This is a genomic window from Streptomyces sp. CA-142005 (assembly GCF_050942335.1).
In the GTDB taxonomy this organism is placed as follows: Bacteria; Actinomycetota; Actinomycetes; order Streptomycetales; family Streptomycetaceae; genus Streptomyces.
This window is the reverse complement of record NZ_CP192078.1, coordinates 2,052,672-2,071,974: the sequence shown is the minus strand read 5'-3', so window position 1 is coordinate 2,071,974 and position 19,303 is coordinate 2,052,672. Positions and strand designations below refer to the sequence as shown.

At 71.8% G+C, this 19,303-nt stretch carries 20 protein-coding genes; 10 read left to right on the top strand and 10 right to left on the bottom strand.

Translation table 11 applies throughout. The annotated features are described in order from the left end of the window. Position 1 precedes the first annotated feature (1 nt). Positions 2-637: an ATP-dependent Clp protease proteolytic subunit gene (locus tag ACQPXS_RS09935; protein WP_433448907.1), complete on the bottom strand. Its 636-nt coding sequence runs from the start codon at positions 635-637 to the stop codon at positions 2-4. 86 nt (positions 638-723) lie between these two features. Here ACQPXS_RS09935 and ACQPXS_RS09930 point away from each other — a divergent pair, with 86 nt between their 5' ends. From ACQPXS_RS09930 to ACQPXS_RS09895, 8 genes are all read left to right on the top strand, one after another. Beyond that, the gene (locus ACQPXS_RS09930; protein ID WP_433448905.1) at positions 724-1,002 is read left to right on the top strand and encodes a type II toxin-antitoxin system Phd/YefM family antitoxin; all 279 of its coding nucleotides are present in this window, start codon (positions 724-726) and stop codon (positions 1,000-1,002) included. A 225-nt stretch (positions 1,003-1,227) separates the two neighbouring features. Then, entirely contained in the window at positions 1,228-1,530 is a 303-nt protein-coding gene (locus tag ACQPXS_RS09925) for an urease subunit gamma (RefSeq protein WP_208902165.1), read from the top strand. A gap of 10 nt (positions 1,531-1,540) precedes the next feature. Then, complete coding sequence (locus ACQPXS_RS09920; RefSeq protein ID WP_351807854.1) at positions 1,541-1,852, top strand: urease subunit beta; 312 nt, start codon at positions 1,541-1,543, stop codon at positions 1,850-1,852. Then, complete coding sequence (locus ACQPXS_RS09915; protein ID WP_356305606.1) at positions 1,845-3,566, top strand: urease subunit alpha; 1,722 nt, start codon at positions 1,845-1,847, stop codon at positions 3,564-3,566. Before ACQPXS_RS09920 ends, ACQPXS_RS09915 begins: the two co-directional genes overlap by 8 nt. Continuing rightward, on the top strand, positions 3,566-4,240 hold the full coding sequence (locus tag ACQPXS_RS09910) for an urease accessory protein UreF (protein WP_433448902.1): 675 nt from the start codon (positions 3,566-3,568) through the stop codon (positions 4,238-4,240). Before ACQPXS_RS09915 ends, ACQPXS_RS09910 begins: the two co-directional genes overlap by 1 nt. A gap of 46 nt (positions 4,241-4,286) precedes the next feature. Continuing rightward, a complete protein-coding gene (gene ureG, locus ACQPXS_RS09905) occupies positions 4,287-4,964 on the top strand; it encodes an urease accessory protein UreG (RefSeq protein ID WP_390683158.1) in 678 nt (225 codons plus the stop codon). Further along, on the top strand, positions 4,952-5,719 hold the full coding sequence (locus tag ACQPXS_RS09900; protein ID WP_433448900.1) for an urease accessory protein UreD: 768 nt from the start codon (positions 4,952-4,954) through the stop codon (positions 5,717-5,719). Before ureG ends, ACQPXS_RS09900 begins: the two co-directional genes overlap by 13 nt. Positions 5,720-5,971: 252 nt before the next feature. Then, positions 5,972-6,769 (top strand): hypothetical protein, encoded by a 798-nt coding sequence (locus ACQPXS_RS09895; RefSeq protein ID WP_433448898.1) that lies wholly within the window; start codon positions 5,972-5,974, stop codon positions 6,767-6,769. A gap of 96 nt (positions 6,770-6,865) precedes the next feature. Here ACQPXS_RS09895 and ACQPXS_RS09890 read toward each other — a convergent pair whose 3' ends face one another. Beyond that, entirely contained in the window at positions 6,866-7,393 is a 528-nt protein-coding gene (locus tag ACQPXS_RS09890; protein ID WP_433448896.1) for a hypothetical protein, read from the bottom strand. Between the two features lie 519 nt (positions 7,394-7,912). On the opposite strand from ACQPXS_RS09890, the gene ACQPXS_RS09885 reads away from it, so the two are divergent. Beyond that, positions 7,913-9,511 carry an alpha/beta hydrolase gene (locus tag ACQPXS_RS09885; protein WP_433448894.1) on the top strand — a complete coding sequence of 533 codons (1,599 nt, stop codon included), beginning with the start codon at positions 7,913-7,915 and terminating at the stop codon, positions 9,509-9,511. 72 nt (positions 9,512-9,583) lie between these two features. Here ACQPXS_RS09885 and ACQPXS_RS09880 read toward each other — a convergent pair whose 3' ends face one another. From ACQPXS_RS09880 to ACQPXS_RS09870, 3 genes are all read right to left on the bottom strand, one after another. Next, positions 9,584-10,606, bottom strand: a complete 1,023-nt coding sequence (locus ACQPXS_RS09880) for an NAD-dependent epimerase/dehydratase family protein (RefSeq protein ID WP_433448892.1) — start codon at positions 10,604-10,606, stop codon at positions 9,584-9,586. A gap of 61 nt (positions 10,607-10,667) precedes the next feature. After that, positions 10,668-11,393, bottom strand: coding sequence for a lysophospholipid acyltransferase family protein (locus ACQPXS_RS09875; protein ID WP_356305620.1), 726 nt, complete (start codon positions 11,391-11,393; stop codon positions 10,668-10,670). Positions 11,394-11,403: 10 nt separating this feature from the next. Continuing rightward, the gene (locus tag ACQPXS_RS09870; RefSeq protein ID WP_433448890.1) at positions 11,404-11,892 is read right to left on the bottom strand and encodes a MerR family transcriptional regulator; all 489 of its coding nucleotides are present in this window, start codon (positions 11,890-11,892) and stop codon (positions 11,404-11,406) included. Positions 11,893-11,920: 28 nt separating this feature from the next. Between ACQPXS_RS09870 and ACQPXS_RS09865 the strand changes: the two genes are divergently transcribed. Continuing rightward, positions 11,921-12,703 carry a methyltransferase domain-containing protein gene (locus tag ACQPXS_RS09865; RefSeq protein ID WP_433448888.1) on the top strand — a complete coding sequence of 261 codons (783 nt, stop codon included), beginning with the start codon at positions 11,921-11,923 and terminating at the stop codon, positions 12,701-12,703. 21 nt (positions 12,704-12,724) lie between these two features. Here ACQPXS_RS09865 and ACQPXS_RS09860 read toward each other — a convergent pair whose 3' ends face one another. From ACQPXS_RS09860 to ACQPXS_RS09840, 5 genes are all read right to left on the bottom strand, one after another. After that, positions 12,725-13,954, bottom strand: coding sequence for a PP2C family protein-serine/threonine phosphatase (locus ACQPXS_RS09860; RefSeq protein ID WP_433448886.1), 1,230 nt, complete (start codon positions 13,952-13,954; stop codon positions 12,725-12,727). Between the two features lie 69 nt (positions 13,955-14,023). Beyond that, positions 14,024-16,501 (bottom strand): SpoIIE family protein phosphatase, encoded by a 2,478-nt coding sequence (locus ACQPXS_RS09855; protein ID WP_433448884.1) that lies wholly within the window; start codon positions 16,499-16,501, stop codon positions 14,024-14,026. Positions 16,502-16,610: 109 nt separating this feature from the next. Next, the gene (gene rocD / locus ACQPXS_RS09850) at positions 16,611-17,831 is read right to left on the bottom strand and encodes an ornithine--oxo-acid transaminase (protein WP_433448882.1); all 1,221 of its coding nucleotides are present in this window, start codon (positions 17,829-17,831) and stop codon (positions 16,611-16,613) included. Next, positions 17,831-18,640, bottom strand: a complete 810-nt coding sequence (ddaH, locus tag ACQPXS_RS09845) for a dimethylargininase (RefSeq protein WP_356305632.1) — start codon at positions 18,638-18,640, stop codon at positions 17,831-17,833. The genes rocD and ddaH overlap by 1 nt, the downstream gene beginning before the upstream one ends. Positions 18,641-18,793: 153 nt before the next feature. Next, the gene (locus ACQPXS_RS09840) at positions 18,794-19,279 is read right to left on the bottom strand and encodes an Lrp/AsnC family transcriptional regulator (RefSeq protein ID WP_351811575.1); all 486 of its coding nucleotides are present in this window, start codon (positions 19,277-19,279) and stop codon (positions 18,794-18,796) included. Positions 19,280-19,303 lie beyond the last annotated feature (24 nt).

Below are 19,303 nucleotides of genomic sequence, written 5' to 3'. Positions count from 1 at the left end.
CTCACCTCGCGTCCGGTGCGCCGGGAGTGCTGCGCCTGCTGGGCACGACGGTGTCCACCAGGCCGTAGGCGACCGCCCCAGGAGCGTCCAGGACCAAGTCCCGCTCCAGGTCGAGGTGCACCTGTTCGGCCGTGCGCCCGGTGTGCCGTACCAGCATCTCCTCCGTGAGCGCGCGGACCCGGGCCAACTCCTCGGCCTGGATGAGCAGATCGCTGGGCTGGCCCTCCGTCGGCTCGGCGAGCCGGGGCTGGGAGAGGACCATGCGTGCGCCGGGCAGGGTGAACCGCTTGCCCGGCGTGCCGGCCGTGAGCAGCAGGGCGGCGTGCGAGGCGGCCTGGCCCAGGCAGTAGGTCGCCACGTCGCAACTGACGTAGCGCATCGTGTCGTAGACCGCCGTCAGCGCGCTGAACGAGCCGCCGGGGGAGTTGACGTACAGCGTGATGTCCCGCTCCGGGGCCGCGTGTTCGAGGTACATGAACTGCGCCATCACGTCGTTCGCGGCCGCGTCGTCCAGCGCGGTCCCCAGGAAGACGATCCGGTCCTCGAACAGCTTGCCGTAGGGGTCGAGCGTGCGCACTCCGCTGCTGGTGCGCTCGGTGAACTCGGGCAGGACATGACGGGCGAACGTTCGGGACATGGACACACCCCTTCTCATGGCACGGGCCTCCGGCGGGCCCGGCTCTGTAAAAAATGTACAGGACGTACATGACGTAAGGTTGGGGTATGGCCTACGAGATTCCGGTGACGCAAGCCAGGGCTGAGCTCGCCGAGCTGATCAACCGCGTGGTGTACGGCGGTGAGCGCGTCGTCGTCACGCGGCATGGCAAGCCGCTGGTCGCGCTGGTGTCGGCCGCCGATCTGGAGCGGCTGGACGCGCTGGAGGAGGCGGCCGAGGAGCAGGTCGTCAGCTCGGTCTCGGGCGTCCGCGAGGCCGGTTCCGCCACGCGCGAACAGCAGCGGTTCGGGATCGCCGCCGAGCATCGCGGCCCGGGCGTGTCCTGACCCGCGCGGGTATCGGGGGTCCCCTCGCGCGGTCAGGCGTGGATCAAGGTCTGGTTAACGTCGCTGAAACTCCGGCGTTCTAGCCTGCCGATCCACGCCATCAGGGGTTTTTCTGCCCGGATTGAGACGATCCGGGGATTTGTCTGAGTTTTACACCTATCCCCGTCGCGATGGCTGCGGCAACCGGACCCCGCACGGTCCGGAGCAAGGACTGTGAGGTGGGACGTGCAACTGACCCCGCACGAGCAAGAGAGGCTGCTGATCCACGTGGCGGCCGACGTGGCCGAGAAGCGCAGGGCCCGCGGGCTCAAGCTCAACCACCCGGAAGCGGTCGCCCTCATCACGTCGCACATCCTCGAAGGCGCGCGTGACGGCCGTACGGTCGCCGAACTCATGTCCTCCGGCCGCAAGCTCCTCACCAGGGACGACGTCATGGAGGGGGTCCCCGAGATGATCCACGACGTCCAGGTCGAGGCCACCTTCCCGGACGGCACCAAGCTCGTCACCGTCCACGAGCCGATCATCTGAGGGGGCCGCGATGATTCCCGGAGAGATCCTGTTCGCGGACGACCCGGTCGTCTTCAACGAGGGCCGTGAGGTCACTCGTCTCACCGTCCTCAACGCCGCCGACCGGCCGGTCCAGGTCGGCTCCCACTACCACTTCGCCGAGGCCAACCCCGGCCTGGAGTTCGACCGTGCCGCGGCCCGCGGAAAGCGGTTGAACGTCGCCGCCGGCACCGCCGTGCGTTTCGAGCCCGGCATCCCCGTCGACGTCGAGCTCGTGCCCCTCGCCGGCGCCCGGATCGTGCCGGGGCTGCGCGGGGAGACCGGAGGTGCCCTCGATGCCTGAGATCGTCCGCGGCGCCTACGCCGACCTGTTCGGACCCACCACCGGTGACCGCATCCGGCTCGCCGACACCGACCTGCTGATCGAGATCGAGGAGGACCGCTCCGGCGGACCCGGTATCTCCGGCGACGAGGCGGTGTTCGGCGGCGGCAAGGTCATCCGCGAGTCCATGGGCCAGTCCCGTGCCACCCGCGCCGACGGCACCCCCGACACCGTGATCACCGGTGCCGTGATCGTCGACCACTGGGGGATCGTCAAGGCCGACGTCGGCATCCGCGACGGCCGGATCGCCGCGATCGGCAAGGCCGGCAACCCCGACACCATGGACGGCGTCCACCCCGACCTGGTCATCGGCCCCGAGACCGAGGTCATCGCGGGCAACGGGCGGATCCTCACCGCCGGCGCCATCGACGCGCACGTCCACTTCATCTGCCCCCAGATCGCCGACGAGGCGCTGGCCTCCGGCATCACCACCCTGGTCGGCGGCGGCACCGGCCCCGCCGAGGGCTCCAAGGCGACCACCGTCACGCCCGGCCCCTGGCATCTCGCCCGGATGTTCGAGGCGATGGAGGCCTACCCGGTCAACGTCGGCTTCCTCGGCAAGGGCAACACCGTCTCGCACGAGGCGATGCTCTCCCAGATCCGGGGCGGCGCGGCCGGCCTGAAGCTGCACGAGGACTGGGGCTCGACCCCGGCCGTCATCGACGCCGCGCTGACCGTCGCGGACCGCACCGGCATCCAGGTCGCCATCCACACGGACACCCTGAACGAGGCCGGTTTCGTCGGCGACACGCTCGCCGCCATCGCGGGCCGGGGCATCCACTCGTACCACACCGAGGGCGCCGGCGGCGGGCACGCGCCGGACATCATGACCGTCGTCTCGCAGCCCAACGTGCTGCCCAGCTCCACGAATCCGACCCGGCCCTACACCGTCAACACCGCCGAGGAACACCTCGACATGCTGATGGTGTGTCACCACCTCAACCCGGCGGTCCCCGAGGACCTGGCGTTCGCCGAGTCCCGGATCCGGCCGTCCACCATCGGCGCGGAGGACGTCCTGCACGACCTCGGCGCGATCTCGATCATCTCCTCCGACTCCCAGGCCATGGGCCGCGTCGGCGAGGTCGTCCTGCGCACCTGGCAGACGGCCCATGTGATGAAGCGCAGGCGCGGGGCGCTGCCCGGTGACGGGCGTGCGGACAACCACCGTGTACGTCGATATGTCGCCAAGTACACGATCAACCCGGCGCTCGCCCAGGGCCTCGCCGCCGAGATCGGCTCGGTCGAGACCGGCAAGCTCGCCGACCTCGTGCTGTGGGAGCCGGCGTTCTTCGGGGTCAAGCCGCACCTCGTGGTCAAGGGCGGGCAGATCGCCTACGCGCAGATGGGCGACGCCAACGCCTCCATCCCCACCCCGCAGCCGATCCTGCCCCGCCCCATGTACGGCGCGATCGGCCGGGCCCCGGCCGCCAACTCGGTCAACTTCGTGGCCCCGTTGGCGATCGAGGACGGGCTGCCGGAGCGGCTCGGGCTCGGCAAGCGGTTCGTGGCGATCGCGTCCACGCGCGCGGTGACCAAGGCCGACATGCGCGAGAACGACGCCCGGCCCGACGTCCGGATCGACCCCGACAGCTTCGCCGTGCACATCGACGGCGAGCTGGTGGAGGCGACCGCGGCGGCCGAACTGCCCATGGCCCAGCGTTACTTCCTGTTCTGATGGGCAGGGCAGCACTTCTCGTCCTGGCCGACGGCCGCTTCCCCGCCGGAGGCCACGCGCACTCCGGCGGGGCGGAGGCCGCCGTCAAGGCGGGCCGGATCACCTCCGCCGCGAGCCTGGAGGTCTTCTGCCGGGGCCGGCTGCACACGGCCGGACTGGTCGCGGGCGCGCTGGCGGCCGCCGCCGTACTCGGCGTGGATCCAGGGGAGCTGGACGCGGCGGCGGACGCCCGTACGCCGTCGCCCGCGCTGCGGACCGCCGCGCGCAGGCTCGGGCGGCAACTGCTGCGGGCCGCCCGGGCGAGCTGGCCGTCGGCCGAACTCGACGCGCTGGCCCGGCAGTTCCCGAAGGGCGCGCACCAGCCGGTGGTCCTCGGTCTTGCCGCGCGGTCGGCCGGGCTGGGGCCGGACGACGCGGCCTACTGCGCGATGTACGAGAGCGTGAGCGGGCCGGCGACGGCCACGGTACGACTCCTGAGCCTCGACCCGTTCGACGCGACCGGCGTGCTGGCCCGGCTCGCGCCGGAGCTGGACCGCGTCGCGGATGCGGCGGTGGAGGCGGCGCGGAGGGTGCCCGACGAGGGAGTCGACGCGCTGCCGGCCGCGTCTGGACCCTTGCTGGAGGTCGGTGCGCAGTGGCATGCGGGCTGGCCCGTGCGGCTGTTCGCCTCCTGAGCCCGGCACCCGACCCCACACGACGTGTCAGACATTGGAGCCGTACATGCACCTCGACCACACCCACTCCGGCCCCGCCGCCCTCAGCGCGGACGCGCACCGGCCCGACGGATCGCGGCGCGCCCTGCGCATCGGGCTCGGCGGCCCCGTAGGGTCCGGGAAGACCGCGACCGTCGCCGCGCTCTGCCGGGCCCTGCGCGACGAGCTGTCGCTGGCCGTCGTCACCAACGACATCTACACCCGTGAGGACGCCGAGTTCCTGCTCCGGGAGGCCGTGCTGCCGCCCGAGCGGATCACGGCCGTGGAGACGGGCGCCTGCCCGCACACCGCGATCCGCGACGACATCTCCGCCAACCTCGAAGCCGTGGAGGACCTGGAGGACGCGGTCGGCCCGCTGGACCTGATCCTCGTCGAGTCCGGCGGCGACAACCTCACCGCCACCTTCTCCAAGGGGCTGGTGGACGCGCAGATCTTCGTGATCGACGTGGCGGGCGGCGACGACATCCCACGCAAGGGCGGCCCCGGGGTCACCACGGCCGACCTGCTCGTCGTCAACAAGACCGACCTCGCGCCCCACGTCGGCTCCGACCTCGCCCGGATGGCCGCCGACGCCAAGGCGCAGCGCGCCGAACTCCCGGTGGTCTTCCAGTCGTTGCGTAGCGAGAGGGGCGTCGCCGACGTGGCCGCCTGGGTACGCGAGCGGCTCGCCGCGTGGACGGCGTGACCGGCACCGGGGTGCGGGCCGACGCGCGGATCGTGGCCCGCGCCGACGGCCGGGGCGGCACCGCGCTGCCCGTACTGGACGGCGACGGCCCGCTGGCCCTGCGCCGCACCCGGTCCGCCGGCCGGGAGGCGAGGGTCATGGTCGTCGGCGCGATGAGCGGCCCGCTCGGCGGCGACCGGTTCTCGCTCACGGCGAGCGTGGCGGAGGGCGCCCGGCTGCACGTGGGCTCGGCCGCCGCCACCCTCGCCCTGCCCGGCCAGGCCAAGGGCGAGGCCCGCTACGACGTACGGCTCGACGTGGCCGACGAGGCCGAACTGCACTGGCTGCCCGAGCAGCTGATCTCGGCCCGCGGCAGTGACCTGCGTGTCACCACCCGGGCCGAACTCGCGGCCGGAGCCCGGCTCGTACTGCGTGAGGAACAGGTTCTCGGGCGGACGGGGGAGGAACCCGGACGGCTCACCAGCCGACTGACCGTACGGGTCGCGGGCCGGACGGTACTGGACCAGCAGCTGGCCTGCGGTCCCGGGGCTCCGGGAGGCTGGGACGGACCGGCGGTGTTGGCGGGGCGCCGGGCGGTGGGACAACTCCTCGTGGTGCGGCCCGAGTACGCGGTCCGACCGGTCGAGCCCCAGATGCTGGACGAGTGCGCCGCCCTGACGCCGCTGGCCGGCCCCGCAGCACTGGTGACCGCGGTGGCGTCGGACGCGCTCAGGCTACGACGACTCCTGGACGAGGCACTGGGAAGGCTCAGCTGAAGCGCCCCACGACGGGCGCGGAGTCGGAGGCCGACCAGCCGATGGCCGGGCGGCTGCCGGACGTCCCGCCACCGTGAGGGGTAGGCGCGACTCTTCGAGTGAAAAACCGGAGCAAGGCGACCTGACCACCGGTTCGCTCGTTGTTGGGAGGATCTTCAAAGCATACGTTCGGCTCGAGCGTTCACGGCGGGGGCACCCGTGCACAGACCTTCGTCCGCCCCGCCACAGACCGCAAAGCCGGGAGGAACAGTCATGCACCTGATCCGCGGCGTTCTCGCCGCTGCAACGGTGGCGGCTTCCACCTCAGCCGTCGGCCTGGCCTTCTTCGCGGACTGGATGCCCCGGAGTGCCGATGCCACGCAGGTTCGCATGGTCAGCGCCTCCGGCCTCTCGCGGGGCGAAGCGGAATCGTCCCAGTCACCCTCTACGGAACCGGTCCCGCAGCAGTCAGCGCTTCCCTGCTGGAGCTACGGCGGCCCTTACTGCGGCTGGGTGAGAACATACTGGGGCGGCTGCGACGAGGAGTTTGGCCTGAGCTTCGGGTTCAAGAACCCCGACTGGCCCTGTCCCCACGACCCGCTCCCGAGCGCCTCGGACTCCCTCAGCCCATCCGGCACCTCGGCCTCCTCGGGAGGCAACGCGGGAACCAACGAGGGAAGCAATGATTCCTCGGTCACGCTCAGCCGTTTGGCGAAACCCCGCCACTCGGCCAAGCCTCACTACTCGGCCAAGCCTCACTACTCGGCCAAGCCTCACCACTCGGCCAAGCCCAGCCCCACAGCCCGGCCCAGCGTCACGGCCACACCCAGCCACCTGGGTGATGCCAGTGACCACCCGATACAGCCTTTCCTCCCAACCGGTTCCTCGGAGAGACCTCCGGCGACCAGTGGCAGCGACGCTGCGCACCCGTCGGTGGCGGTCGAACCGCAGGGGATGCCGTCGGTGGAAGACGTGCTCGGCTCTCGCCCCGATCGCCACACCGGGGCCGGCCGGCCGGTACCGGACCGCGAGCCGGTCGTTGCCGGCCAGGTGGAGGACGAGGACGGCTGAACCAGGCCGGTCCAGGCCGAGTCTTCGCCGTGTCGGGTTCCTGACTTGGTGTCACATGCCGGAAAGACTGCCGCCGGTTCCTCTTCCGGTCGAGCATCAGTCGGCAGAACGACGTCGGCGAAGCCAGGCCACAGCCAGCGTTCCCGAAACCATCAGCAAACCGCCGGCCGCGATCGCGATGTTCTGCCCGCTCAGAAGGTTGGCGCTCCGGTCGGCGGCCGTGCTGAGACGCGGAAGAGGGGAAGGGGCGCCCGTCCGGGGGAGTGGAGAGCCGGACGGGCTCCCTTCTCGAGGTGTACCGCCGTGCGGACGAGCGCGGTCCTCGCGGCCTCCGCCGTCCTTGCCGCCGTTGCAGTGGGTGGCCGGGAAGGGAAAGACCCGCCGGTGGTCGTCGAAGGCCTTCACCACGAAGAGCGGGTGCACCCTGAAGAAGTCACGGATCTCGAACTGGTACTGGCCGGAGGAGTTGACGGGGTAGGTGGCGTCCAGATACGTCGTGACGGAAAAGCTGGTCCAGGGTGCCGCCGGTGACGAGGACGATCCCGGGTCCCCTTCGAGGACGACGGCCTCCGGCCCACGCCGGCCATTGGTCAGAATCGCCCTCAGGGTCTTGTCGATGAGCACGACACCTCGGGGACTGTGGCAGGGACGCCAGGGGCCGTGGGGCCCGTCGTCGTCTTCGTGCAGCCGCAGGGATGTGGACGCGTGCCGTGCGGACGCCTGGGCAGCGACACAGGGCGACGGAGGCATGACGGCGACAGCCGCAGCCGCCAGTGGCGCTGCAACCCAGGCACGAAGATTCATGCGATGACCTCCATGGGGGCCGCCCAGCAGGCGGCCGCCTGCTGGGCGACACATCCGAATCCCGGTAGAAGGTAAAAGAAATCAGCTCGTCAGATCGTGAGCGTCCGTGGATCCACGCTTCTTGTCACTCAACCGCAGTAGCGCCGACGGAGACTGAGGGGGATTCAGCCGCTGCACCCCGCAGAGCATGCGACGGCGACTGGAACCCCCGGCGCGAACATGACCATCCGTTTATCGGATTGGTAAAGATGGCAAACACCCCCTGTTCTCAGACGGCACACAGCGGAGAGGATCCTCCGAACCACTCGCAGTGATCCTGACGTAGGGGGAGGGGCCCACTTGAGGGACAACAGACCGAAGAGCCGCCTGCTGGCGCTCGGTTCGGCCGGAGCGCTCGTCACCGCCACCCTGATCGCCGGTGCCGTCTCGGCGCCCGCGGCCAGCGCCGCCGGCCGGCCCGGCCCGGACCGGGAGGCCAAGGGCGCCGAGATCGCCGCCGCCCGCGCCGCCAAGGCCGGCATCGACTGGAAGGACTGTCCGGCCGACTGGGGGCTGGAGAAGCCCATCCAGTGCGGCTGGGTGAGCGTGCCGCTCGACTACGCGCACCCGTACGGCAAGCAGATCCAGCTCGCCGTCGACCGCATCGGCAACACGGGGACCAAGGAGGAGCGCCAGGGCGCCCTCGTCTACAACCCGGGCGGTCCCGGTGGCTCCGGCCTGCGCTTCCCACGCCGGGTCACCACCAAGAACCCCGTCTGGGCGAACGTCTCCAAGGCCTACGACTTCGTCGGCTTCGACCCGCGCGGCGTCGGCCACTCCGCGCCCATCTCCTGCGCGGACCCGCAGGAGTTCGTGAAGGCGCCGAAGATGGACCCGGTGCCGGACACCGAGGCGGACAAGACGGCCCAGCGCAAGCTGGCCCGTGAGTACGCGGACGGCTGCCTGGAGCGCACCGGCCAGGCGATGCTCCAGCAGATGACCACGCCGAACACCGCCCGCGACCTGGACGTCGTCCGCGCCGCCCTGGGCGAGAAGAAGCTCAACTACCTCGGTGTCTCCTACGGCACCTACCTCGGCGCCGTCTACGGCACCCTCTTCCCGGGCCACCTGCGCCGCATGATCGTGGACAGCGTGGTCAACCCGGCCCGCGAGAACATCTGGTACCAGGCCAACCTGGGCCAGGACATCGCCTTCGAGGGCCGCTGGAAGGACTGGGAGGACTGGGTCGCCGCGAACGACGCCACCTTCCACCTCGGCACCACCCGTGACGCCGTCCAGGCCAAGTGGCTCCAGCTGCGCGCCACCGCCAAGAAGAGCCCCATCGGCGGGGTCGTCGGTCCGGCCGAGCTGATCGCCTTCTTCCAGAGCGCGCCGTACTACGACTCCTCGTGGGTGCCGGTCGCCACGGTGTTCGCCAAGTACGTCGCCGGTGACACCCAGGCGCTGGTCGACGCCGCCGCACCCGACATGTCCGACACGGCCGGCAACATCTCGGCCGAGAACGGCAACGCCGTCTACACGGCCGTCGAGTGCACCGACGCCAAGTGGCCCACCAGCTGGAAGAAGTGGGACAAGGACAACACCGAGCTCAACAAGAGCTACCCGTTCATGACCTGGGCCAACGCCTGGATGAACCTGCCCTGCGCCACCTGGCCGGTCAAGCAGCAGACCCCGGTCGACGTGCGGACCCACAAGGGCCTGCCGCAGGTGCTGATCGTGCAGTCGACCCGGGACGCCGCCACTCCGTACGAGGGCGCCGTCGAACTGCACAAGCGCTTCCAGGGCTCCCGTCTGATCACCGAGAAGGACGCGGGCTCGCACGGTGTGACCGGCCTGGTCAACCCCTGCATCAACCAGCGCGTCGACTCCTACCTGATCGACGGCAAGCTGGACGGCGCGGACGTGACCTGCGACCCGCACGCCACGCCCAAGCCGTAACCGGGATCGTCGGCGACGAGGGGCGGCCGGGCTCTCCGGCCGCCCCTCGCTCATGCCTTCGCTCTCGCGCGCTCACTCGGCGAACCGGGCGTCCTCGGCCGCGTAGTCGAACAGGTCCGGATACACCTGGGTGAGGAGCGGGAAGCACTCCCGCCAGTCCCGGCCGGAGAGCGCGTCCGTCAGCCACCCGACCGTCTCCGGCAGGCTCTCGGCGTACGAGACCACCGGCCGGTAGTCCAACTCCCGCTCGGCGGCGGACATGTCGAAGACGACCGGCAGCGGAACCGACCAGGGGGTCCGGCCGACGGAGCCGTCGGGAGGGCCGTCGAGGAGGGTCGTCTCCGTCTCCACGCCCATCACCGCGTCGACCGCCGAGCCGATCTCGGCCACCGTCGGCGCCTCGCCGTCACAGGCGTTGAGCACTCGCGCACCGGGCCGGGCCGCGGCCAGCCGGACCAGCTCGGCGATGTTCCGGGCACTCGACGGATGGAACCGGCTCTCGCCCTTGTACGACAGCACCCGCCTGCGCCTGCCGTCCAGATTCCGCTTGACGAAGTACAGCTCACGGGGCAGCGGGCTGTACGGCCCGTGCACCGCGCCCGGCCGCAGCACGGTCACCGGCAACCGGTCGGCGGCCGCGAGGAGTTCGCGTTCCAGCGCGGCCTTGCGGGTGCTGTACGACGCCTCGCCCGGAGCCACCGTCGGCTGGGTCTCGGGGACCGGCACCGGGTAGTCGGGAAATCCGTCCGGCTCGTGCAGCGTGTCGAAGTTCCGGCCCCTGCCGTCGTCGTACACGGACACGCTGGAGATCACGACCGCCGAGCCGACACGGCCCGCCAGGGACGTCAACTGCCGTGCGTGCGCGGCGTCGTAGGCGACCATGTCGACGACGAGGTCGCAGCCGTCGCCGACCACCGCGGCCAGGGCGGCGTCGTCGGAACGGTCCAGCCGGACCGTCCGTACCCCGTCGCCCCACGTCCGGTCCCGGCCGCCGCCCCGCGAGGCCGCCGTCACCTCCCAGCCGTCCCGTACCAGCGCCGCCACCGCCGGACGGCCGATCTGTCCGCTCGCCCCGATCACCACAGCTGTCCTCATGGGGCGAGCCTAGGGACACGGGCCGCCGGGGCGCTGGACCTTCTGCCGTCGGCAGAGGCGTTCAGCTCAGCGGCGCCCGGGGGAACCTGCGTTCCCTGGTGCCCTGCTCAGCGGCCGACCGTTCCTTGACGACGGCCGCGTACTCGTCGACGTACTCCTGTTCGGACAGCACCAGGATGGCGTACATGATCTCGTCGGTGACGGCCCGCAGGATCGCCTTCTCCTGCTCCATGCCGGCGTAGCGGGAGAAGTCGAGCGGCTTGCCGAAGCGGATGGTGACGGGGTGGACGTTCGGGATGACCTTCCCGGGCGGCTGGGCCTCGAAGGTGCCGATCATCGCGCACGGCACGACCGGCACGCCGGCCTTCAGCGCCATCACCGCGACGCCGACCTTGCCCTTGTAGAGCCTGCCGTCGTGCGACCGGGTGCCCTCCGGATAGATGCCGAGCAGCTCGCCCCTGCCCAGCACCTTCAGGCCCTCGCGGATCGCCGCCTGCCCGGCGTCCTTGCCCGAGCGGTCCACCGGGATCTGCCCGGCGCTGCGGAAGAAGAACGCGGTGAGCCGACCCTTGAGCCCGGGGCCGGTGAAGTACTCCGCCTTGGCGAGGAAGGTGATCCGGCGCCTGAGCATCGCCGGCATCAGGAAGTGGTCGGAGAAGGACAGATGGTTCCCGGCGACGATCGCGGGGCCGGACTCCGGCACGTTCTCCAGGCCCTCGATCCGGGGCCGGAAGACCAGTCTGAGCAGAGGGCCCAGCAGCACGTACTTGAGCAGGTAGTAGAACACGGCTCGCCCCTTACCTCGTCCAGCCCAAACCACGTGCGCCTGTCGTCATCTGTAACCGCAACTGTCCATGCTCATGCCCTTCGTCGAGTTCCTCGCCGGTGATGAGGCTCTCCACAGCCTGACGGTAGTGCGGACAGGCGGTGATGTCCTCGTGAGCGCAGCCGAGCGCGCACTCGAGCAGACCGAGTGAGGCCTGCGCCGCCGCGATCCGCCGGCGCAGCTGCGCGGCCTCGCCCTCCACCACGGCCCGCCTGGCCGCCGGATCCGCCGTCGCGGTGAGCGAGCGGATGACGTCCAGGGACAGGCCGGCCTCCTTGGCCAGCAGGATCACGGCGACGCGGGTGACGTCGGCGGGGCCGTAGCGCCGCCGTCCCGCCGGGTCGCGCGCGGGGGTGAGGAGGCCCGTGGCCTCCCAGTGCCGCAGCACATGCGGGGCCAGTCGGAAACGCTCCGCCAGCGCGCCGATGCTCAGGGGCGGTGAGCCGCCGGTTGACCTCATGCCGACATTAAGTCGCACTCTGGCCGGCATGACCAGGCCGACAGAGCAACAGCCGCGCTCCGGTGCGGAACTCGCCGCCGTACTCGACTCGATGGAACGGCGCCCCGCCGCCGGGCAACTCCGCCGCCACTCCTACGACCTGCTGCGCCTGCGCCCCGGCGCGCCGGTCGTGGACGTCGGCTGCGGCACCGGACGGGCCGTGGCGGAGCTGGCCGCGCGGGGTGCGCGGGCGGTCGGGATCGACCCCGCCGAGCCGATGCTCGCGATCGCCCGCCGGCGGTGGCCCGACGCGGATCTGCGGAAGGCGGACGCCTGCGCGCTGCCGCTGGCCGACGGTTCGATGGACGGATACCGGGCGGACAAGGTGTTCCACGAACTGGCCGAGCCGGAACGGGCGTTGGGGGAGGCGCGCCGGGTGCTCGCCCCCGGCGGCCGAATCGTGCTCCTCGGCCCGGACTGGGACACCGTCGTCATCGACTCCGACGACCCCGCGCTGACCCGCACCCTCGTCCACGCCCGCGCCGACCGGGTCACCGCGCCCCGGTCCGCCCGCCGCTATCGCTCCCTCCTGCTCGACGCCGGCTTCACCGAGGTGGCGGTCGAGGTCCGCACCGTCGTCTTCACCGACGCGCTCGGCCTCGCTCTGCCCGCCGGGCTGGTGGAGGGCGCCGGGGTGCACGGGGAGAGCCAGGTGCCGCCGGATCGCGCGCAGGCATGGCTCGCCGAACAGCGAGCCCGCGCCGCGTCCGACCGCCTCTTCGTGGCCCTGCCGGTCTTCATGGCCTCGGCGACGGCACCGGGCCGTCCATGACGCTCCCGGCCCCGCCTTGGGTCACAGCCGCACGATGACCAGCGCCGTGTCGTCGGTCGCGCCCCCGGGTGGCAGCAGTTCCAGCAGGACGGCGTCCGCGAGGCTCTCGGGGTCCTCCTCGCGATGTCGTGCGAGGGAGTCGGCGAGGCGGGCCAGACCGGTGTCGATGTCCTCGCTGCGGCGCTCCACCAGGCCGTCGGTGTAGAGGACGAGAGTGGCGCCCTCGTCGTAGGTCGTGCCCGCCTCGGGTCTCGGGGCCGGGTCGGGGCGGGCGTCGAGCGGCGGATCTGTGGCCTGGTCGAGGAACTCCGTGCGGCCGTCGGGGTGGACGAGCACGGGCGGCGGATGGCCGGCGCTGCTGTAGGTGATCGTGCGGCGGTCGCAGTCGATGAACGTCGTGACGGCGGTGGCCGATTCGGCGCCGTCGACGACGTGGGCATACCGCCCCAGGACGCTCAGGGCCTCCGCCGGCCCCGCGGCGACCCGGGAGGCGGCGCTCAGCGCGCTGCGCAGCTGGCCCATCACCCCGGCGGCCTCCAGGCCGTGCCCGACCACGTCCCCCACGGCCACGCCGAAGCGGTTGCCGCCCACCAGGTCGACGAGGTCGTACCAGTCCCCGCACACGTTCAGCGCGCCGACCGCGGGCCGGTAGCGCACCGCGGCGCGGTGGTGGCCGACGTGCCGGTGGGCCGGAAGCATGGCCTTCTGCAGGACGAGGGCCACCTCGCGCTCGCGGGCGTGGGCCTGGCGTAGCCGTTCGTTCACTTCCTGCAGTTCGCGGGCGCGCGTGTACAGCTCGGCCTCGAGGACACGGGCCCGGCCGCCGCCGGGGCGGCCGCGGGCCCGGATCAGCTCGGTGACCTCCTCGACCCGGTGCACCACCAGCACCACCCTCCCGTCCGGGCCGAACACCGGCGCGTTGACCGGGCTCCAGTAGCGCTCCTCCCACTCCCCGGGCCGGTCCGGGTGCTCGACGTCGTACCGCTGCAGGGCCATGGTGTCGCGCTCGCCGGTGGCCACGACCCGGGTCAGCGAGGCGGCCAGGTTGCGCATGCCCGATGCGCCGGGGTCGTTCGGGTTGTCCGGGAAGACGTCGAAGAGGTAGCGCCCCAGCACCTGCTCGCGGGTGCGCCCGGCCGCCCGCAGGAACTCCTCGTTGGCGTCCGCGAAGATCAGATCGGGCCTCAGCAGCGCCACCATGCCCGGCAGGGCCTGGAACACCCCCGCATAGTCGATGGCCTCGTCGTTCATGGCTACCGCCCGTCCGCGAAGTGACGCCGTTTTCCCATCGTCGTGCGACATACGCACGTTCCGTGTGGGTCAGGCGGGCGGGTCCGTCGTGGACTGCTCGGCCCAGATGATCTTCCCCCCGGGGGCGTACCGGGTTCCCCACCGCTCGGCGAACTGGGAGACCAGCAGCAGTCCGCGGCCGCCCTCGTCCGTGGCGCGCGGATGGCGCAGATGGGGTGCGGTGGCGCTGCCGTCGGAGACCTCGCAGATCAGGGCGGTCCGGTCCCTGATCAGCCGGAGCCGGACGGGGCCCTCCGCGTGCCGGATGGCGTTGGTGACCAGCTCGCTCACGACCAGTTCCGTGGTGAACACCAGATCCTCCAGCCCCCATTCGCTCAGCTGCCGGGCGGCCTCCTTGCGGGCGTCGGCGACCACGGCCGGGTCGGCGGCCAGGTCCCAGTCGGCGACCCGGTCGGCGTCGAGCAACCGGGTGCGGGCCATCAGCAGGGCCACGTCGTCGTGCGGCCGGTCCGGGACCAGCGCGTCGACCACGGCCCGGCAGCGCATGTCCAGCGTGGGGGCGCTTCGTTCCAGGGCGCGGCGCAGCCGGTCGTGGTCCACGGCATCGGCCCCGGCGTCGTCCGCGCCGTCCGCGTCGTCGGCGTGGACCAGCAGACCGTCGGTGTGCAGGGCCAGCGTGCTGCCCTCGGCCAGGGTCAGCTCGACCGCCTCGAAGGGCGGACCGCCGGCCCCGAACGGCGGCCCCTGCGGCAGTTCGACGAAGCTGACGGTGCCGTCGGGCAGGACGACGGCGGGCGCGGGATGGCCCGCGGCGGCCATCGTGCAGCGCGCGTTGACGGGGTCGTAGATGACGTACACGCACCCCGCCCCCACCGCCTGGATACCGGCGGCCTCCGGGTCCTCGGGCCGGATGCCCTCTTCCCGGGCCATCCGCCCCACCAGGTCGTCGAGGTGCGCGAGGACCTCCTCGGGCGGCAGATCGAGCGCCGCGAGGGTGTGTACGGCGGTGCGCAGCCGCCCCATGGCCGCCGCGGCGTCGATCCCGTGCCCCGGCACCTCGCCCACGATCAGGGCCACGCGCGCACCGGACAGCGGGATGATGTCGTACCAGTCGCCGCCGAGCCCGGTCAGCTCGTCGGCCGGCCGGTAGCAGGCGGCCACCTCCACCGCGTCCTGCTCGGGCAGCCGGCGCGGCAGCAGACTGCGCTGCAGGACCAGGGCCGCGTCCCGCTCGCGGGTGTAGCGGCGGGCGTTGTCCACACAGACCGCCGCCCGGGACACCAGGTCCTCGGCGAGACTCAGGTCGTCCTCGTCGAACGGCTCCTGACGGCGGCGGCGGAAGAAGGTGGTGACGCCCATCGTGACGCCCCGCGCGCGGATGGGCACGATCATCACGCTGTGCACACCGAGCTCCAGGAAGGTCGCCATCCGGCCGCCCGGGATGTCCGTCGCCCATTCCTTGGCCAGCGGGTCCAGCCGTTCCTCACGCCAGGACCGGCCCGTGGTCAGACTGCGGATCGGAGGCGAACCGGCGAGGTAGGTGGCCACCGCGCCGATCTCGACGACGGCCTCCGGGACCCCGGGGTTCACCGACTGGTGCCCGGCCCGCCGCAGCGGCACCTGGTCCCTGTCGCTCGGCGGCTCGGGCTCCGCACCCCGCAGCACGGACTCCAGCAGGTCCACACTGACGAAGTCGGCGAAGTCCTGCACGGCCACGTCGGCCAGTTCCTGTGCCGTCCGCACGATGTCCAGGGTCCGGCCGATCTGCTCGCCGGCCCGGTCGAGCAGGGCCAGTCGCTGCCGGGCGCGGTGCCGGTCGGTGATGTCGACGACCGTGTAGTACACGCCCATCGGGTGACCCCGGTCGTCGTCGAGGCGGGTGAACGACATCATGTGCGCCGTCTCCCGGTGCGGCGCGGACCGCACATGGCCGACATGCTCGTACCCGACCACCGGCAGGCCGGTGTCCAGCACACGCCGCATCTGCGTCTCGATGTCGGCGGAGTCGATGCCCGGCTGGATCTCCGCCAGCCGCCGGCCCAGCCGCTCGATCGGGGAGCCGCCGCCGTACCGCTCCAGGGCCTCGTTCGACCACACGCACCGCAGATCGGTGTCCACGATGGCCATCCCGACGGCGGAGTCGGTCACCATCTGCTCCAGCACCCCGCGGCTCATGTCCCAGCCGCGTTCCCCGGCCACGTCGGAGACGAGAACCAGCCAGTGCGGCGCCCCGCCGGGTTCCATCGCCGGGGTGATCCGCACCATCACCCGTATCGGCCGGCCGTCCTTGCGCCGTGCGGTCAGCAGCCCCACCCAGCCGCCGTCCCTGCGGCACCGCTCGGCGAGTTCGGGCACCCGCGCGGCGTCCTCGGCGGACAGCAGGCCTGTCACCCTGGTGCCCACCACCTCGGTGGCCGTGTACTCCAGCAGGCGCTGGGCGCCCCGCGTCCAGCTCGTCACCACGCCCTGGGCGTCGAGCAGCAGGGGCGCGGCGTCGGCCACGTCGAACCGCCGCCCGGCCACGTCCTGCTCCTCGTGAGTGCTCACGGCCGACCTCTCTGTAGCTGAGAGTGGTCTACCCCCTCATGGCTCAATCTTCACCCTTCGGGCAGGCGAGCGATCGGTGTGGGGCGGCCTCGGCCGCCCCACACCGGCGTCACGAACCCAGCACCTTCTCCAGGGCCGCCAGTGCGGACCGCAGCTCCTCCGCCGTGATGGTCAGCGGCGGTGCCAGCCGGATCGTGGAGCCGTGGGTGTCCTTCACCAGGATCCCCTCCCGCATCAGCCGCTCGCTGATCTCCCGGCCGGTGCCGACCGCCGGGTCGATGTCGACGCCCGCCCACAGGCCGCGGGAGCGGAAGCCGAGCACACCCCGGCCGGCCAGCTCGGTCAGCCCGTCCCGCAGGACCGCGCCCAGCTCGGCGGCCCGGCGCTGGAACTCACCGGTCCTGAGCAGCTCGACCACGGCCGTGCCGACCGCCGCCGCGAGCGGGTTGCCGCCGAATGTGGAGCCGTGCTCGCCGGGGCGCAGGACACCCAGCACCTCGCGCCGGGCCACCACCGCCGACACCGGCACGATCCCGCCGCCCAGCGCCTTGCCGAGCAGCAGCACGTCCGGGACGACGTCCTCGTGCTCGACGGCGAGGGTGCGGCCGGTGCGGCCGAGGCCCGACTGGATCTCGTCGGCGATGAACAGGCAGCCCTTGCGGCGGGTCAGCTCCCGCACCCCGGCGAGATAGCCCTCGCTCGGGATGAGCACGCCCGCCTCGCCCTGGATGGGCTCGATCAGCACGGCCGCCGTGGTCTCGTCGACGGCCTCCTCCATCGCGGCCAGATCGTCGTACGGCACGATCTTGAAACCGGGCGTGAACGGGCCGAAACCGGCCCGGGCCGTCTCGTCGGTGGAGAAGCTGACGATGGTCGTCGTACGGCCGTGGAAGTTCTCCGCCGCGACCACGATCGTCGCCCGGTCGGCGGGCACGCCCTTCACGTCGTACGCCCACTTGCGGGCCACCTTGATGCCGCTCTCCACCGCCTCGGCGCCGGTGTTCATCGGCAGCACCATGTCCAGGCCGGTCAGCTCCGCGAGCTGCTCGGCGAACTCGGCGAGCCGGTCGTTGTGGAAGGCACGGGAGGTCAGCGTCAGCTGGTCGAGCTGGCGGTGCGCGGCCTCGATCAGCGCGGGGTGCCGATGACCGAAGTTCAGGGCCGAGTAGCCGGCGAGCATGTCGAGGTAGCGGCGGCCCTCGACGTCCTCCACCCAGGTGCCCTCGGCGCGGGCGACCACCACGGGCAGCGGATGGTAGTTGTGCGCGAGGACCGGCTCCTCCGCACGGATCAGGTCGTCGGACGTACGCGTGCGCGCGGGTGCGGTCATCAGCGGATCTCCTGGGTGCAGCACTTGATGCCGCCGCCGGCCTTGTGGAACTCGGACAGGTCGACGGGGACGGGGGCGTAACCGTGGCCGGCCAGGCGCTCGGCGAGCGCCTCGGCCTGGGGGGCGATGAAGACGTTGTGGCCGTCGGAGACGGAGTTCAGGCCGAACGCCATCGCGTCCTCGCGGGTGGCGAGCACCGCCTCCGGGTACAGCCGGCGCAACACCTCCCGGCTGCCCGCCGAGAACGCCTCGGGGTAGTAGCAGATGTTGTCGTCGTCCAGCACGAACAGCGCCGTGTCCAGGTGGTAGAAGTACGGGTCCACCAGGGTCAGGCCGATCACCGGGTGGCCGAGGAACTCCTGCGCCTCGCGGTGCGCCTCACGGGTGGTGCGGAACCCGGTGCCGGCGAGCACGTAGCGGCCCGTCCACACCAGGTCGCCCTCGCCCTCGGTCACCGACTCCGGGCGGTACACGTCGTAGCCCGCGGCCTTGAACCAGGTGTCGTAGTGCAGCGACTCCGGGCGCCGCTCCGGGGCGTGGAACAGGGAGCCGAAGACCCGGCCGCCGACCACGAACGCCGCGTTGGCGGCGAAGACCATGTCGGGCAGCCCGGGGACCGGCTCGACCGACTCGACGGTGTGACCGTGGGCGCGGTAGGCGCTGATCAGCGTCTGCCACTGCTCCCGGGCGAGGTCCACGTCGACCGGCTTGTCGGGGTTCATCCAGGGATTGATCGCGTACTGCACGGCGAAGTGTCTGGGTTCGCAGACGAGAAAGCGCCGAGGGCGCTGTACACGGCTTTCGGACACAGAGGGTTTCCTCCGCTTTGCTGTGTGTCACTGGGGGTGTACACCACGGTAGAAAGGGAGGCGGACGGCCGACAAGCAAAGAAAGCTGCTTAGATGCGCAGCATCGCTGCGTCTTTCAAGGCGCAGACGCACGACTCCTGCGCATGCCTCGGCTCATTCCGGTGCGGCGTGGGTCGCGCCCGCTTCGGGGCTTTCCGGGAGCAGGTGGGACAGCACCATCACGCTGATCGTCTTCCGGATGAACGGCTCGACCCGGATCCGCTCCAGCACCTCCTCGAAGTGCTCCACGTCCCGCGCCCGCACGTGCAGCAGCGCGTCGGCGCCGCCGGTCACCGTCATGGCCGCGGTGATCTCCGGATGGTTGCGCACGACCTCCGCCAGCCGCCGGGGCGGGGCCGCGCCCTCGCAGTAGACCTCGACGTACGCCTCGGTGCGCCAGCCGAGCGCCGAGGGTTTCACCGTCGCCGTGAACCCGGTGATCACCCCGGTCTCCCGGAGCCGGTCCACGCGCCGCTTGACCGCGGTGGCGGACAGCCCGATGCCCGCGCCGATCTCGGCGAAGCTGGTCCGGGCGTTCGCCATCAGCGCGGTGATGATCTTGCGGTCGAGGTCGTCGAACGAGGGCGTCCTGCTGTTCATGCGGGCACTGTAGTCAGCCCCGCC

Coding starts and splice junctions, on each gene's coding strand:
- ACQPXS_RS09935 (WP_433448907.1), bottom strand. CDS start 637: ATGTCCCGAACGTTCGCCCGTCATGTCCTGCCCGAGTTCACCGAGCGC.
- ACQPXS_RS09930 (WP_433448905.1), top strand. CDS start 724: ATGGCCTACGAGATTCCGGTGACGCAAGCCAGGGCTGAGCTCGCCGAG.
- ACQPXS_RS09920 (WP_351807854.1), top strand. CDS start 1,541: ATGATTCCCGGAGAGATCCTGTTCGCGGACGACCCGGTCGTCTTCAAC.
- ACQPXS_RS09915 (WP_356305606.1), top strand. CDS start 1,845: ATGCCTGAGATCGTCCGCGGCGCCTACGCCGACCTGTTCGGACCCACC.
- ACQPXS_RS09910 (WP_433448902.1), top strand. CDS start 3,566: ATGGGCAGGGCAGCACTTCTCGTCCTGGCCGACGGCCGCTTCCCCGCC.
- ureG (WP_390683158.1), top strand. CDS start 4,287: ATGCACCTCGACCACACCCACTCCGGCCCCGCCGCCCTCAGCGCGGAC.
- ACQPXS_RS09895 (WP_433448898.1), top strand. CDS start 5,972: ATGCACCTGATCCGCGGCGTTCTCGCCGCTGCAACGGTGGCGGCTTCC.
- ACQPXS_RS09880 (WP_433448892.1), bottom strand. CDS start 10,606: ATGAGGACAGCTGTGGTGATCGGGGCGAGCGGACAGATCGGCCGTCCG.
- ACQPXS_RS09870 (WP_433448890.1), bottom strand. CDS start 11,892: ATGAGGTCAACCGGCGGCTCACCGCCCCTGAGCATCGGCGCGCTGGCG.
- ACQPXS_RS09865 (WP_433448888.1), top strand. CDS start 11,921: ATGACCAGGCCGACAGAGCAACAGCCGCGCTCCGGTGCGGAACTCGCC.
- ACQPXS_RS09860 (WP_433448886.1), bottom strand. CDS start 13,954: ATGAACGACGAGGCCATCGACTATGCGGGGGTGTTCCAGGCCCTGCCG.
- rocD (WP_433448882.1), bottom strand. CDS start 17,831: ATGACCGCACCCGCGCGCACGCGTACGTCCGACGACCTGATCCGTGCG.
- ACQPXS_RS09840 (WP_351811575.1), bottom strand. CDS start 19,279: ATGAACAGCAGGACGCCCTCGTTCGACGACCTCGACCGCAAGATCATC.